Annotated in this window: 13 protein-coding genes; 5 read left to right on the forward strand and 8 right to left on the reverse strand. The window is 57.7% G+C overall.

All coding sequences use genetic code 11. The features are described 5' to 3' along the window. Window positions 1-45: 45 nt before the first annotated feature. The 8 genes from AC1L6K_RS02530 to dnaA all read right to left on the reverse strand — a co-directional run bounded on the left by AC1L6K_RS02530 (window position 46) and on the right by dnaA (window position 11,595). A complete protein-coding gene (locus tag AC1L6K_RS02530) occupies window positions 46-588 on the reverse strand; it encodes a DUF3566 domain-containing protein (RefSeq protein ID WP_480951166.1) in 543 nt (180 codons plus the stop codon). After that, window positions 585-3,239 carry a DNA gyrase subunit A gene (gene gyrA / locus AC1L6K_RS02535; protein WP_480951167.1) on the reverse strand — a complete coding sequence of 885 codons (2,655 nt, stop codon included), beginning with the start codon at window positions 3,237-3,239 and terminating at the stop codon, window positions 585-587. Before gyrA ends, AC1L6K_RS02530 begins: the two co-directional genes overlap by 4 nt. Before the next feature lie 70 nt (window positions 3,240-3,309). Then, window positions 3,310-5,409 (reverse strand): DNA topoisomerase (ATP-hydrolyzing) subunit B, encoded by a 2,100-nt coding sequence (gene gyrB / locus AC1L6K_RS02540; protein WP_480951168.1) that lies wholly within the window; start codon window positions 5,407-5,409, stop codon window positions 3,310-3,312. A 327-nt stretch (window positions 5,410-5,736) separates the two neighbouring features. Then, on the reverse strand, window positions 5,737-6,327 hold the full coding sequence (locus AC1L6K_RS02545) for a DciA family protein (RefSeq protein ID WP_480951169.1): 591 nt from the start codon (window positions 6,325-6,327) through the stop codon (window positions 5,737-5,739). After that, window positions 6,320-7,567, reverse strand: a complete 1,248-nt coding sequence (gene recF, locus AC1L6K_RS02550) for a DNA replication/repair protein RecF (RefSeq protein WP_480951170.1) — start codon at window positions 7,565-7,567, stop codon at window positions 6,320-6,322. The genes AC1L6K_RS02545 and recF overlap by 8 nt, the downstream gene beginning before the upstream one ends. A 21-nt stretch (window positions 7,568-7,588) precedes the next feature. Then, a complete protein-coding gene (gene gnd, locus AC1L6K_RS02555; protein WP_480951171.1) occupies window positions 7,589-8,476 on the reverse strand; it encodes a phosphogluconate dehydrogenase (NAD(+)-dependent, decarboxylating) in 888 nt (295 codons plus the stop codon). Window positions 8,477-8,553: 77 nt separating this feature from the next. Beyond that, window positions 8,554-9,678, reverse strand: coding sequence for a DNA polymerase III subunit beta (gene dnaN / locus AC1L6K_RS02560; protein ID WP_480951172.1), 1,125 nt, complete (start codon window positions 9,676-9,678; stop codon window positions 8,554-8,556). Between the two features lie 462 nt (window positions 9,679-10,140). Then, window positions 10,141-11,595 carry a chromosomal replication initiator protein DnaA gene (dnaA, locus tag AC1L6K_RS02565; protein ID WP_480951173.1) on the reverse strand — a complete coding sequence of 485 codons (1,455 nt, stop codon included), beginning with the start codon at window positions 11,593-11,595 and terminating at the stop codon, window positions 10,141-10,143. A gap of 562 nt (window positions 11,596-12,157) precedes the next feature. Here dnaA and rpmH point away from each other — a divergent pair. Genes rpmH through AC1L6K_RS02590 form a run of 5 tightly spaced genes read left to right on the forward strand, consistent with a single transcriptional unit; the run spans window position 12,158 to window position 14,682 of the window. Continuing rightward, on the forward strand, window positions 12,158-12,295 hold the full coding sequence (gene rpmH / locus AC1L6K_RS02570) for a 50S ribosomal protein L34 (RefSeq protein ID WP_044569795.1): 138 nt from the start codon (window positions 12,158-12,160) through the stop codon (window positions 12,293-12,295). 55 nt (window positions 12,296-12,350) lie between these two features. Beyond that, a complete protein-coding gene (gene rnpA / locus AC1L6K_RS02575; RefSeq protein WP_480951174.1) occupies window positions 12,351-12,776 on the forward strand; it encodes a ribonuclease P protein component in 426 nt (141 codons plus the stop codon). Next, window positions 12,773-13,168 carry a membrane protein insertion efficiency factor YidD gene (gene yidD / locus AC1L6K_RS02580; protein WP_480951175.1) on the forward strand — a complete coding sequence of 132 codons (396 nt, stop codon included), beginning with the start codon at window positions 12,773-12,775 and terminating at the stop codon, window positions 13,166-13,168. The genes rnpA and yidD overlap by 4 nt, the downstream gene beginning before the upstream one ends. Before the next feature lie 18 nt (window positions 13,169-13,186). After that, window positions 13,187-14,155 (forward strand): membrane protein insertase YidC, encoded by a 969-nt coding sequence (gene yidC, locus AC1L6K_RS02585; protein ID WP_480951176.1) that lies wholly within the window; start codon window positions 13,187-13,189, stop codon window positions 14,153-14,155. After that, window positions 14,155-14,682 (forward strand): Jag family protein, encoded by a 528-nt coding sequence (locus AC1L6K_RS02590; protein WP_480951177.1) that lies wholly within the window; start codon window positions 14,155-14,157, stop codon window positions 14,680-14,682. Before yidC ends, AC1L6K_RS02590 begins: the two co-directional genes overlap by 1 nt. The last annotated feature ends 75 nt before the right edge of the window (window positions 14,683-14,757 follow it).

Here is a 14,757-nt window from a genome sequence, read left to right on the forward strand (position 1 = left end):
CCGCCGATTCAAGGAATTTGTGGAGCATTTCAGCTTTTTTTGCTCTTAGTCGTCAGTCAAGGTGACGCCAATGCCGCCCACAAGCGTGGCGGAGATGTTGTACAGCCAGGCCGAGAGCACCGAAAGCGTCGTCAGGAGCACGACGTTCACGACTGCGACGATGGTTGAGAATGACGCCACTTGCCCCAGGGAGGCAATGCTCAGAACATCAAAGGGCGTGCCGCCTTCCTGGCCTTGGATGTCGTTGACAAAGGCGTTGATCGTGTCGAACAAGCCAATGGTGTCCAACACCGTCCACAACACAATGGATGCGACGACTGTGATGATCCCCAATGCCACGGACAGCAGGAACGCCATTTTCAGAACTGACCAGGGGTCCACCTTGCTCACCAGCAGGCGGGCACGGCGTGCCTTGGCCTTCGGGGCGGGCTTGACCAGCGTGGGCGGCGCCTTCGGCTTGGGTGCCGGGCGCTTGGCAGCAGAACCTCCGGCTGCCGACGGAGCACCGGCTGGGCGCTGCGTTGGGCGGGCCGGGGCACCTACCCTTGGTGCGGAACCAGGCCGCGGGATCGGGTTATTGGTGCTCAATCGGTACCTCCAGTTGTTCCGTCATTACCATTTAACGGTACTTCATCATTCTGTTGGGTTCCTTCGACCGCGCCGTCTGCGGCTGTCACGGCTGTCTCGGATGCCTCTTCTTCGAGTGATTCGTCATCTTCCACCAGTCCTCGCTCACTGTTGCGCGCAATGCCGATGATGCGGTCATTCTTGTCCGGCTTGGCAAAAATGACACCCATGGTGTCGCGCCCCTTGGCGGGCACCTCGGAAACATCCGAACGGACGACCTTGCCGCCACTCATGACGACCAGGACCTCATCATCCTCTTGAACTATCAGTGCACCAATGAGGTCACCACGGTCCTCAACAAGCTTGGCAACCTTGATGCCCAATCCGCCTCGGCCCTGCAGGCGGTACTCGCCAACGGCCGTGCGTTTCGCGTACCCTCCCTCTGTGACAATGAACACATACGATTCATCGGTCACAACAGCTGCCGACAACAACTCATCAAAGTCGCGGAACTTCATTCCTGTCACACCTGAGGTGGCGCGTCCCATGGGACGAAGTGCCTCGTTGGTGGCTGTGAACCGGATTGACTGGCCCTTGCGGGAAACCAGCAGCAGGTCATCAGTGTCGGAAACCAGCTGGGCCGAGACAAGCTCGTCACCGTCGCGCAGGTTGATGGCGATGACCCCTGCTGAACGGTTGGTGTCGTAGTCCTCAAGTGAGGTCTTCTTCACCAAGCCGTTCTTGGTGGCCAGGACCAGGTACGGAGACTGTTGGTAGTCCTTCAATTCCATGACCTGGGCGATTTTCTCGTCCGGTTGGAACGCCATCAGGTTCGCCACGTGCTGGCCCTTGGCGTCGCGGCCGGCCTCGACAAGCTCATAGGCCTTGGCCCTGTACACGCGGCCGAGGTTGGTGAAGAACAACAGCCAGTGGTGGGTGGTGGTCACGAAGAAGTGCTCGACGACGTCGTCCCCGCGAAGCTGTGCACCCTTGACGCCCTTTCCACCACGGTGTTGGGTGCGGTAGTTGTCGCTGCGGGTTCGCTTGACGTAGCCCCCGCGGGTGATGGTGACAACCATTTCCTCTTCAGGGATCAGGTCTTCCATGCTCATGTTGGGGTCGTATCCCATCATGATCTCCGTGCGGCGGTCATCGCCGTACCTGGCTGTGATGTCGGCCAGTTCGTCGCTGACGATGCCGCGTTGAATTTCAGGATCAGACAGGATCCTGTTGAATTCGGTGATCATGGATTCCAGCACGTTGAAACGATCAGTGATCTTCTGGTGTTCCAGGGCCGCCAGGCGGCGCAGCTGCATGTCCAGGATCGCCTTGGCTTGGATCTCGTCGATGTCCAGCAACTGAATCAAGCCGTCGCGGGCTTCCTCGGTTGTGGAGGAGCGTCGGATCAAGGCAATCACTTCGTCGAGGGCATTCAGGGCCTTCAACAGCCCACGCAGGATGTGAGCCTCTTCCTCCGCCTTGCGCAGGCGGAAGCGGGTGCGCCGAACGATGACATCCATCTGGTGGGTGACCCAGTGGCGGATGAAGGCATCCAACGGAAGCGTGCGGGGCACGCCGTCAACAATGGCCAGCATGTTGGCGCTGAAGTTTTCCTGCAACTGGGTGTGCTTGTACAGGTTGTTGAGTACAACCTTTGCCACCGCGTCACGCTTGAGGACAATAACCAAGCGCTGGCCCGTGCGGCCAGAGGTTTCATCGCGCATGTCGGCGATGCCGGAAATCTTTCCATCCTTGACCAGATCAGCAATCTTGATGGCGAGGTTGTCAGGGTTGGCCTGGAACGGCAGCTCGGTGACCACCAGGCAGGTGCGTCCCTGGATTTCCTCAACATTGACCACAGCGCGCATGGTGATGGACCCGCGGCCGGTGCGGTAGGCGTCTTCAATGCCCTTGCGGCCCAAAATCTGTGCCCCAGTGGGGAAGTCGGGGCCCTTGATCCGCTCAATCAGTGCTTCCAGGAGCTCTTCCCGGCCAACTGTGGGGTTTGCCAGGTACCACTGGACGCCCTCGGCAACTTCGCGCAGGTTGTGCGGTGGAATGTTGGTGGCCATGCCTACGGCAATACCTGAGGAGCCATTGACCAAAAGGTTCGGAAACCTTGCAGGCAGAATCTTCGGCTCTTGGTTCTTGCCGTCATAGTTGTCCTGGAAATCGACGGTTTCCTCGTCGATGTCGCGGACCATTTCCATGGCCAGCGGTGCCATCTTGGTCTCGGTGTAACGAGGTGCAGCGGCGCCATCGTTTCCGGGAGAACCGAAGTTGCCCTGTCCCAGTGCCAAGGGGTAACGCATCGTCCAGTCCTGGATCAAGCGCACCAAGGCGTCGTAAATGGAACTGTCGCCGTGGGGGTGGTACTGGCCCATGACCTCCCCGACAACGCGGGCACACTTGTTAAACGAACGCTCCGGGCGGTATCCGCCGTCAAACATGGCGTACAGTACGCGTCGGTGCACGGGCTTGAGCCCATCCCGAACGTCCGGGAGGGCGCGGCCCACGATGACGGCCATGGCGTAGTCCAGGTATGAGCGCTTCATCTCCTCCTGGAGATCAATTTGCTCTACCTTGTCGTGCAATACATTTCCTTCAAGAACGTCGTTGGCCGTGGTGTCCACGGTCTGTTCTGAAGGATCCTGAGGTGTTTCGTCGCTCATAATCTTGTATATTCCATTCGCAATATATGTCTGGCTTGCTCTATAACTAGTGGGCCATGCTTAGCCCCTGCTAGATGTCGAGGAACCTGACATCCTTGGCGTTTTGCTGAATAAAGTTACGTCGTGATTCAACGTCTTCACCCATGAGGGTGGAGAAAACCTGGTCAACCTCGGCTGCATCGTCCATCGTGACCTGAAGCAGGGTGCGATGTTCAGGATCCATGGTGGTGTCCCACAGCTCCGTGTAGTCCATTTCACCCAAACCCTTGTAACGCTGGATTCCGTTGTCCTTCGGGATGCGGCGTCCGGAAGCCGCGCCGGCAGCCAGGGCCGCGTCGCGTTCCTTGTCACTGAACACGTAGTCGTGCGGTGCATTGGACCACTTGATCCTGTACAGCGGCGGCTGGGCCAGGTACACATATCCGTTTTCAATCAAGGGACGCATGTAACGGAACAGCAGCGTGAGCAGCAAGGTGGTGATGTGCTGGCCGTCGACGTCGGCATCCGCCATCAAGACAATCTTGTGGTAGCGGGCCTTGTCGACGTCAAAGTCTTCACCAATGCCTGCACCGAACGCGGTGATCATGGCCTGGACTTCGGCATTTCCCAACGCACGATCGAGGCGGGCACGTTCCACGTTGAGGATCTTTCCTCGCAGCGGCAGGATTGCCTGCGTGGTTGGGTTCCTTCCGCGCACGGCCGAACCACCTGCGGAGTCACCCTCCACGATGTAAATTTCTGACAGCGCCGGATCCTTGGACTGGCAATCCTTGAGCTTGCCCGGCATGCCACCGGATTCCAGCAGGCCCTTCCTGCGCGTGTTTTCGCGGGCCTTGCGGGCAGCCAGCCGGGCCATGGAGGCCTGGATTGACTTGCGAATCACGTCGCGGGCCGGGCCCGGGTTGCGCTCAAGCCAGTCACCGAGTCCGTCGGTCACAACCCGCTGAACGAAGCCCTTGACCTCGGAGTTGCCCAACTTGGTCTTGGTCTGGCCTTCAAACTGAGGTTCGGAAAGCTTTACCGAGATGACAGCGGTGAGGCCCTCACGGATATCGTCACCGGTGAGGTTGTCGTCCTTTTCCTTGATGATGTTTTTTTCACGCGCGTAGCGGTTCATCAAGGAGGTCATGGCCGCACGGAAACCCTCTTCGTGGGTTCCGCCCTCATGGGTGTTGATGGTGTTGGCATAGGTGTGGACGCTCTCCGAGAAGGAAGTGGTCCACTGCATGGCAATTTCCACTGCCATGCTGCGTGAGGAATCCTCGGTTTCAAAGGCAATGACGTCCTCATGGACGGTCTCGTACTTCTTGGAGGTGTTCAGGTGCTTGACGTAGTCGAGCAGGCCGTCCATGTACTGGTAAACGACCTCGCGCTTTCCGGTCGTAACATCCTTGCCCTCGGGAATGGCGTCCAGGTCCGGGTCCTCGTCGGGCTCTGCCAACACGGTCCGCTCGTCCGTGAGCGTAATCTTCAGGCCCTTGTTCAGAAACGCCATCTGCTGGAACCGGGCACGCAGGGTTTCGAAGTCGAAGTCGACGGAATCAAAAATGGTGGCGTCGGGATAGAACGTCTGGGTGGTTCCGGTCTCGGTGGATGTCTCGCCCTTGACCAGGGTGCCTTGGGGCTTTCCGCCGTCGGCGAAGTTCATGCGCCAGACAAAGCCGTTGCGGCGAATTTCCGTTTCAACCTTGCTGGAAAGCGCGTTGACAACGGAAATGCCAACACCATGGAGACCACCCGACACTGCGTAGCCGCCGCCACCGAATTTTCCGCCGGCGTGCAGGATGGTCATGACTACTTCGACAGTGGGTTTTCCCTCTGTGGGGTGGATGGCCACTGGAATGCCGCGGCCGTTGTCCACAACCCGCACGCCGCCCTCGGCGGTCAGGGTGATTTCTATGTGGTCGCAGTAGCCGGCCAACGCCTCATCGACGGAGTTGTCCACCACTTCGTAAACCAAATGGTGCAACCCGCGCGGGCCGGTGGAGCCAATGTACATGCCAGGGCGTTTGCGGACGGCCTCCAGGCCCTCCAAAACGGTGATGTCACTGGCATCGTAGTGACCGTTGTCCTTGGCTGGCGCAGCGGGTGTTGCGGTAGTTGGCGCCGCGCTTGGCTCCGTGCTTTCCGGCTCTGGAATTGCGGCACTATCCGGATTATTCGTCGTCACAGGCGCGTTCGTCCCCTTTTGTTGTTCAGCTCGATTGCCAACGCTGGGACGGGCACGCGACTGTCACTCGTCTGTGCGTCGATTCCTCTTGGAAGGCAGATAAATACCGCTCTCAACTTAACCTAAAACCTGCCACAGCGCCGCGGAGAGACGGTTATTGTGTAATTCTACCTTGCGGCCGGTCCATGTGGGTGCCCACCGTGCCCTGAAACGCGAGAAAAGGTACTCAGGACGCAATTGTTATTCCTTCTTTAAGGAGAAGTACGCCCCACGGGGTTTGAATGCTCCTACAGCGCACCGGCCAGTTTTGACCTAAACCGCCCAAGGCTATCCATAAGTGTCCCGCGGGCCGCGTCCCTTGACATTCCGGAAACCCTTGCGCCAACTTGGTGCCGCCGGTCCCAGCACCATAATCCTGGTCACCACGCCGAGGCCCAGATCCGTATCGAATTTGGCCAGAAGCGACGAGGACAGCAGCCTCAACTGGGTTGCCCAGCTGGTCGAATCACATCTGACGTGCAGGGTTGTGGCGTCAAAACTTTCAGGCTGGCAATGCGCAGCAATTTCCGGCCCAACCAAGGTGTCCCAATGTGCCATGACCGAGCCAACGGCAAGCGGAGAGCTCCACCCGCGGTCGGACACCAGCCGGCTCACAACATTCCCCAACCCCAGGGGGTCCCTGCCACCACCATATTTTGCGTCAAGAAATGGCTTGCGTTTGCTCTTGGGAACTGCCTTTTCACCCAACCGACTCCGCGGAATCCTGAGTTCTCCGCGACTCTTGGCAATCCTGCGCATCCGGTTCAGCGCCGCCTGGGCGGCATCGATTTCAGTGACATGGTCCTTGGCAGCCGCCTGGGCGCGGCGCTTCTGGCTGGTTGGGTCGTCGTTTGAGAAGCCGGGAGGCTGCTCACTCATTGGGAAGCACTCCACCAGGAATCACTTGGACGGTGGAACCCGACAACTCATCTGGAATGTCCGCGCCCACTGCCGCTGTCACCAGGACCTGCTCCGCGGACGCAACCATCAAGGCAAGCTTTCGGCGGCGTTGGGCATCCAATTCAGCGAAAACATCGTCAAGGATCAAGATTGGCTGGTTCCCGGACACATGCTTGTCCTCGTCAAGGACGTGAAAGGAGGCAAGTCTGAGCGCCAAGGCAATGGACCATGATTCACCGTGGGAGGCATATCCCCTGGCAGGTGCCTGGCCTAACAGCAATTCCAGTTCGTCCCGGTGCGGACCAACCAGGGACATGCCGCGTTCCAGCTCCCGGGTTCTGGAACGAATCAGCTCCGCACGGTATTTTTCGACCAGTTCTTCCACCCTGCACAGTGACAGGTCAACACCGTCCTTGTCGCCGGAAGCAGCCCCGCCTTCCGGACCGCCAAAGGTGTCGGGGGAGGCGCCGTCGTACGGGCCGGCCTGCCCGGGCTGAACTGCCTCGTCCAGGCTGCTGCGGTACTGGGCGCGCAGAACTTTGGACCCATCGGTGAGCTGGGCGTACGCCTCGGCCATGTGGGGACGCAGCCGGTTGAGCAGGTCAAGCCTTGCCGCGAGCAGATTTGCCGCAACCACCGCCAGATGCTGGTCCCACACGTCAAGGGTCGACAGCTGCACCTCTGACACACCGGAGCGGGAAAAATGTTGGGACCGGGCCGACTTCAACAGGGCGTTGCGTTGCTTGAGAACCCTGTCATAGTCGCTGCGGGTGCCGGCATGCTTGGGAAGCAGGACAACCAACAAATCATCCAGGAATCGGCGGCGGTTGCCGGGGTCCCCCTTGACCAGGGCCAGATCCTCGGGAGCAAACAGGACGGTGCGGCAAAGCCCCAAAATGTCGCGGGACCGGACGGGGTTGGCTCGGTTGATGCGGGCACGGTTGGCCCGGGAGGCATTGATTTCCATCTCAACCATGACTTTTTGCTCGCCCCGGACCAGTTGGGCCCGAATGAGGGCCCGTTCGGTTCCAAAGCGCAGCAATGGCACATCCTGGCTTACCCGGTGGGAGGCCAGTGTGGACAGATACCCAATGGCCTCGACGAGGTTGGTTTTGCCCAGGCCGTTGGAGCCGACAAGCACAGTGACACCGGGGGTTAGCGTCAGGTCAACCTGGGCGTAGCTGCGGAAATCAGTCAGGGAAAGGTGTTCAAGATACATGGAGCTGAGATTTATCCACCGTTAGGAACCCGCAGGTTTTGTGGCATGGCCACCAAATTGGTGGCGCAGCGCGGAGACCATTTTCATTGCGGGGGAGTTATCCTCGCGGGAGGAGAACCTGGCAAATAGTGCTGCCGTGATGGCCGGTGCCGGGACAGCATTGGCAATCGCCTCTTCCACCGTCCACCGACCCTCACCGGAATCTTCCACGTAATCGTCGATGGACTCCAACCCCGGGTCTTCGTCCAGTGCCTTGACCATGAGGTCCAGCAGCCAGGAACGAACAACCGTTCCCTTTTGCCACGCGCGGAAAGTGCCCGGCAAATCCTGGATGATCTCTTTCTTGGCCAGGAGCTCATAGCCCTCGGCGTAGGCCTGCATCAAACCGTATTCGATGCCGTTGTGAACCATTTTGGCGTAGTGGCCTGCACCAACGTCGCCCACGTGGACGAAGCTGTCGGCCCGGTCGCCTTCGGGACGGAGTGCGTCCAAAACAGGCAATGCACGTTCGATGTCCTTGGTTGCACCGCCGGCCATGAGACCGTACCCGTTTTCCAGGCCCCAGACACCACCGGAGACACCAACATCCATGAACCCGATGTTCTTCACTGCCAACATTTCACCATGTTTTTGGTCCTCGGTGAACCGCGAGTTTCCACCATCAACCAGCAAGTCACCGGGTTCAAGAAGTTCAGACAATTCCTTGATTACCGAGTTTGTGATGTCACCTGAGGGAACCATCACCCAGATAAGCCGCGGTGCGGGCACCTCGGTCACCAGTTCAGCCAGCGAAGCTACGTCGGTTACCTCCGGGTTCTGGTCGAACCCTGTCACCTCAATCTGGGCGCCACGCAGGCGGGCCCTCATGTTGAAGCCCATTTTTCCAAGTCCGACGAGTCCAATATGCACGGTTGCTGCTCTTTTCCATGGGTTGGTTGCTGAAGCTGGGTGGCGGTGGGTCTGGAGGTGACTGGCCCTGAGGGGCGTTACTGGTTCGGGAGCCTCACAGGCATGACCAGGTAGCGGTATTCGTCGCGGCGTTCACCGTCAATATCGTCCTGGGCGCTGAGCATGGCCGGCTTTGGTGCCGAGGTAAAGGAGAACCTGACATATTTGCTGTCAAAAGCGTTCAAGCCTTCGCTGAGGTAGTGGGGGTTGAAGGCCACTGTGATCTCGTCGCCAACCAGGGTTGCTTCAAGGTTTTCGGAAGCCTGGGCATCCTCACCAGTACCTGCGTCCAACGTCAACTGGCCATCCGTGAAAATCAAACGTACAGGCGTGTTGCGTTCCGCAACGAGGGACACACGGCGAACAGCTTCTGCCAGGGCATGGGTTTCAACTGTTGCGTGGATAGGTGTGGTGTCGGGAAACAATGACCGAATTTTTGGGTAGTCGCCGTCAACAAGCAAAGAAGTTGTGCGGCGTCCGCCGCTCTCAAAACCAATGAGCTCGCTGTTGTCCGAGAGTGCGATGTTGATGTTGCCCGAGCTTCCCAATGTTTTGGCAACTTCGCTAAGGGTTTTGGCCTTGACCAGGGCACCTGTGGAAATGTTCGGCGTCGTCGGGTTCCAGCGGATTTCACGCAGGGCAAGCCGATACCTGTCGGTGGCCAGCAAAGTGATGAGGTCGCCTTCGATTTCCATTTTCACTCCGGTGAGAATGGGAAGGGTGTCGTCCTTGCTGGAGGCGATGATGACCTGTGAAACTGCCTGGGCAAAGGCATCTCCGTCAACAGTTCCACTGATTTCGGGGAGTGCCGGCAGCTCGGGGTAATCGTTGACGGGCATGGTTGCCAGATGGAAGCGGCTGCTGCGGCAAGTCAAGGTGACCTTGCTGCCGTCCGTTTCAACTTCAACCGGTGCTGCGGGAAGGCTGCGGCAAATATCAGCCAACAACCGCCCGGAAACCAGAATGGTGCCCTCTTCGGAAATGTCAGCGGGGATCTGCAAGCGGGCTGAGATCTCGTAGTCAAAACTGGACAGGCTCAAAGTGCCGGCTTCCGCCTTCAGCAAAAGACCCGAAAGCACTGGAACTGGAGGACGTGGTGACAAAGATCGTGCGGCCCAGCTGACTGCTTCGGTCAGAACATCCCGTTCGACTCGGAACTTCACGGAAGGGTGCCGCCTTTCATGGTGCGAAAAAGTGTCGTTATGCATTCTTGGTGCCGGTCCGGAATGGACCAACGAGCCAGAAAAGGAATTACATGCTTGGAGACAGCTTAGCCCCTAGACCAGCCCAGTTGGGCATTGGTCGTTGGATCGTCCGGTGAGCTGGATGGGGGAAGGGTAGATGTTGTTTGAAACGAATAATTCTTGTAGTTAGTAGTGTTAATAAGTCCTGTGGATACTGTGGATAACCGCCTCCTGGCATGCGGTTTGGCCGAAGTTGCCTGTGCACAGCTTGTGAGGCTCCACCGCTTGAGGTTGTGGGGCGCGGTGGAGAACTTTTTTGACGGATTTAATGATCCACAGCTGACATGGGGGTTATCCGCAGGGGGAAGCACTTGTACACCAAGTTATCCACAGGGCCATCCACAGCCCTGTATTCAAGAAAAAATTCGCTCGCTGCGCGGGCTATCCCTCGCGTTGCTGCTGTTTGATCTTGTTGGTCAGCTCCGTGACCTGGTTGTAGATGGCGCGGCGTTCAGCCATCAATTCGCGGATCTTCCTGTCTGCGTGCATCACAGTTGTATGGTCCCGGCCACCAAATTCCTGCCCAATTTTTGGCAGAGACATGTCGGTAAGCTCACGGCACAGGTACATTGCTATCTGCCTGGCAGTCACGAGCGACCGGGTCCGGGACTTGCTGCACAGCTCCTCCAAGGAAATATTGAAGTAGGCAGCGGTTTGCCCCAGGATGGCTGTCGAAGTGACTTCCTGTGCGCCGTCGTCGGTAATGAGGTCTTTGAGTACCAACTCGGCCAAGCCAACATCCACGGGCTGGCGGTTCAAGCTGGCAAACGCTGTGACACGAATCAACGCACCTTCAAGCTCACGGATGTTGGTGGAGATCTTCGAGGCTATGTATTCCAGGGCATCGTCGGGCGCGGAAAGCCCCTCGCCAATGGCCTTCTTGCGCAAAATAGCGATGCGGGTTTCCAGTTCGGGAGGCTGAACATCTGTCAACAAGCCCCACTCGAAACGTGAACGCATCCGTTCTTCAAATCCCTGCAAGCGCTTGGGCGGCAGGTCTGAGGTGATTACGACCTGCTTGTTGTGGTTGTGCAGGGCGTTGAAAGTGTGGAAGAACTCTTCCTGGGTTGCATCCTTGTTGGCCAGGAACTGGATGTCATCGATCAGCAGGATGTCGACATTGCGGTAAAGCTGCTTGAAACTTGCGCCTTCGTCGTCACGAATGGAGTTGATGAAGTCATTGGTGAACTCTTCGGAGTTGACGTATCGCACCCGGATGCCCGTATACAGGCGGCGGGCATAGTGGCCGATGGCGTGGAGCAAGTGAGTCTTACCCAATCCAGAGTCACCGTAGATGAACAACGGGTTGTATGCCTTTGCAGGGGCTTCAGCCACCGCCACCGCTGCCGCATGGGCGAAACGGTTGGAGGAGCCAATCACAAAGGAGTCAAAAACATATTTGGGGTTGAGCCGGCCAAACTCCTGTGAGGTGCTGGGCAGGGTGGGCGCAGGCTTGGATGCCTGCTCCGACCGTTCGGAGTGCTCATTATGGGACGAGAGGTCCTTGCGCTCGGTACGGGCTACAGCCGGAACAGGAACTGGTTCTTCCTCCTTGACGGGAGGGACCAGGTCGGCGTTGACACTAAAGGCACAGCTGATTTCTTCAGAAAAGACTTGGCCCAGAGCTTCATTCAGAGCTGTACTGAGCTGATTCTGCAGGACTTCACGGGTCAATTCGTTGGGAACGGCCACAAGCAAGGTGTTGCCGATGAGCCCTTGGGGCTGTGTAAGGACTACAAAACCTCGCTGCCGCGGAGAGACCCGGTCATCACGTTCCAGAATCCGGATAACCCGCCGCCAGGAACTTCCAACGTCATTGATGTCCTCAGTGCTCATTGACTGTTCCGTCCTTACTTCCGGGGGGTGCACCGGAATGCTTGTATTTACGTCCATACCTCATGTGACTTCTACTACACATCCAAGGAGTGTGATGTGAATATGCAGGAAGTCCTCGAAACGAGGTAATCCACAGAGTTATGCACATACGTGGATAACTTGTTCAGGGCCCAGCCTAGAGGATGAAAACGCCAGAAGATAGCGAGAGAAACCGCTTGTGGATAAATATCACAGAGCGGTGCGGATATGGGCTTCATCCACAGCCGTTGCCCACGCGGTTGTGCACAGCTGTGGACGGAGTTCGACCGGTGCCGGCTGGTGCCTGGTGAGTGCATGGATGCTCGAAACAGACTTCGGAACGTACCGTGCAGCCAATCCACGGTTTGACTGCACGCCCTTCCGTGACCTAACGTTGTGAAGTCCCATGTGTCTGCTTTGCGCTCTTGCGCGTGCAACTTGTAAAAGAGAAGCGAAAGCGGGCATCCATATACTTAGCGTCGACCCCTTTCTTACCTGTTAGCTACGGGCAAGGCGCATCTTTGATTGTCTTGGAGTAACTACCGTGAGCAAGCGGACTTTTCAGCCGAACAACCGCCGTCGTGCCAAGAAGCACGGCTTCCGCCTTCGTATGCGCACCCGCGCCGGCCGTGCCATTTTGGCCGCCCGTCGCACCAAGGGTCGCGTAGAGCTGTCGGCCTAAACAATAACTGCTTGACGATTCGTCGGGCCTTAGTGAAGTTGCGGTTGATCGCAGGGTGCTAGCCACCAAGAATAGAATGCGGACTTCCGCCAACTTCTCACATACTGTACGTTCCGGCGTCCGAAATGGACGCCGGAACTTAGTGTTATATATGGTGTCCACTTCTCCGGATGCACCCAGCCAAGTTGGGTTCATCGTGGCGAAGACTGTTGGGAACGCTGTGACCCGCAATCTCGTTAAAAGGAGACTGAGGGAAATTGTTGTTGAAACAACACGACAGCATCCCTTTGGAGTCAATGTAGTGGTGCGGGCCCTGCCCGTCTCTGCAACTGCCTCCTTCAGTGAGCTAGTCACGGACTATCGCAAGGCATTTTCCACTGCTTCTTCCCGGCTCCATGGGAAGATGGAAATCGGCTTGCCATTGGCACCAGCACCTGCAGTAGACAAGGTTCACGTGTCTAAAGGAGAAGATGTTTTGTGATCCGATCACAAACGCAAGATCGTGCACGAGGGTGGTTCGCCGCCGTCGTGCTTTTCTTGTGGCATCTTCCCCGCAACATTCTTATTATTATTCTGAAACTGTACCGGCGCGTCGTCTCACCCATTTATGGGCAGGTGTGCCGGTTTTTTCCGTCATGTTCGGCCTATGCCCTGGAAGCCGTGACCGTTCACGGTGCCATCAAAGGCAGCTGGTTCGCTGCCCGACGAGTAGTCCGTTGCCACCCTTGGAGCGCAGGCGGCTTGGATCCGGTGCCTTCGCCGGTCAATGTTGATTGGGATGACCCTGACACGGTGCCCCTCATTGTCCAGCTGAACCACCCGGATGTATTTCTGGCCAAGCAACAGGAAAGACTAAGTCGCAAAGCGGCTTGAGGAGATTAGAAAAGAAATATGGGCTTCTTCGATACAATTCTGTTCCCCTTCAAGTGGGTCGTCTCATGGATTATGGTGGCCTTCCATGATGGCCTGACATTCCTGGGGATGGACGGTGCTTCAGGTGTCACATGGACACTGGCCATCATCGGCCTGGTGCTCGTGATCCGTGCCGCATTGATTCCTGTTTTTGTAAAGCAGATCAAGGCCCAGCGCGGCATGCAGGCACTGCAGCCGGACATGAAGAAGCTGCAGGCCAAATACAAGGGCAAGACCGACCAGTTGTCACGCCAGGCCATGGGCCAGGAACAAATGGCGCTGTACAAGGAGCACGGTACCAACCCGTTCTCTGCATGCCTGCCCATGTTGATCCAGATGCCGTTCTTCTTCTCCCTGTTTCAGGTGCTTTCCGGCGTGGCCAAGGCCAACGCTGAAAGCAAGGGCATTGGCGCACTGACCCACGCGGAGGTGGTGCAGTTCGACGAGGCCACCATCTTTGGCGCCCGCCTTTCCGACGCACTGCTGCCTTCCTTCCAGGGCGGCAATCTGACGTTCGCCATTGCGGCACTCTCGATCGTCATGATCCTTGCCATGATCGCCTCGCAGTTCATTACGCAGAAGCAGATCATGTCCAAGAACATGTCTGAAGAAGCCATGCAGGGCCCCTTCATGAAGCAGCAGAAGATGATGCTTTATGTGCTGCCGCTCGTCTTCGGCATCGGTGGCGTGAACTTCCCCATCGGTGTCCTGATCTACTGGACCACCACCAACCTGTGGACCATGGGTCAGCAGTTCTTTGTGATCCGCCGCATGCCCACCCCCGGCTCGCCTGCGTACAAGGAATATCAGAAGCGTCGCGAGGCCAAGGGCCTGCCGCTGCTGGGTGCCTCAAAGAAGAAGGTTGAGGCGGAAGAAGTGATCGAGGAGATTCCTGAGCCCAAGGGCCAGCGGAACCAGCCACAACGCAAAAACAGGAAGAAGAAATAATGCCTGAAGAAACGCAGCTTGTCCCTGAGGAAGAAGCAGTTCCTGCCGGCACCGGTGCCAGCAGGGTGGAAGAAGAAGGCGACATTGCCGCCGACTACCTCGAAGAACTTCTGGACATTGCCGATATCGATGGTGATATTGACATTGAGGTGCGCAATGGCAGGACTTATATTTCCATCGTTGCCGATGAGGAAGGGGGATCCCTGCAGAACCTCGTCGGTCAGGATGGTGAGGTTCTGGATGCCCTTCAGGAACTGACGCGACTCAGTGTGCTCTCATCGACAGACAACCGTTCACGCCTGGTCCTGGACATTTCCGGATACCGGGACCGCAGGAATGTTGAATTGGCCAAGATAGCCAATGACGCCGCCGAGCAGATCAAGTCGGGTAGCGAATCCGTCGCACTCGACCCCATGGGTGCCTACGAACGTAAAATCGTTCACGACACCATTGCAGAATTGGGTTTGGAATCCGAATCTGAGGGCGAAGGCGCCAAGCGCCACATAGTGGTGACGGCTGCGCCATAAGGCGCGCTGTATTGAAAGAATCAAAACGGTCCCGGCCGCTGCCTGAGGTGAGCGGCCGGGACCTCTGTTTAGAGG

Source organism: Specibacter sp. BI4 (assembly GCF_056680095.1).

Coding starts and splice junctions, on each gene's coding strand:
- gyrA (WP_480951167.1), bottom strand. CDS start 3,239: ATGAGCGACGAAACACCTCAGGATCCTTCAGAACAGACCGTGGACACC.
- AC1L6K_RS02545 (WP_480951169.1), bottom strand. CDS start 6,327: ATGAGTGAGCAGCCTCCCGGCTTCTCAAACGACGACCCAACCAGCCAG.
- recF (WP_480951170.1), bottom strand. CDS start 7,567: ATGTATCTTGAACACCTTTCCCTGACTGATTTCCGCAGCTACGCCCAG.
- dnaA (WP_480951173.1), bottom strand. CDS start 11,595: ATGAGCACTGAGGACATCAATGACGTTGGAAGTTCCTGGCGGCGGGTT.
- yidC (WP_480951176.1), top strand. CDS start 13,187: ATGGGCTTCTTCGATACAATTCTGTTCCCCTTCAAGTGGGTCGTCTCA.
- AC1L6K_RS02590 (WP_480951177.1), top strand. CDS start 14,155: ATGCCTGAAGAAACGCAGCTTGTCCCTGAGGAAGAAGCAGTTCCTGCC.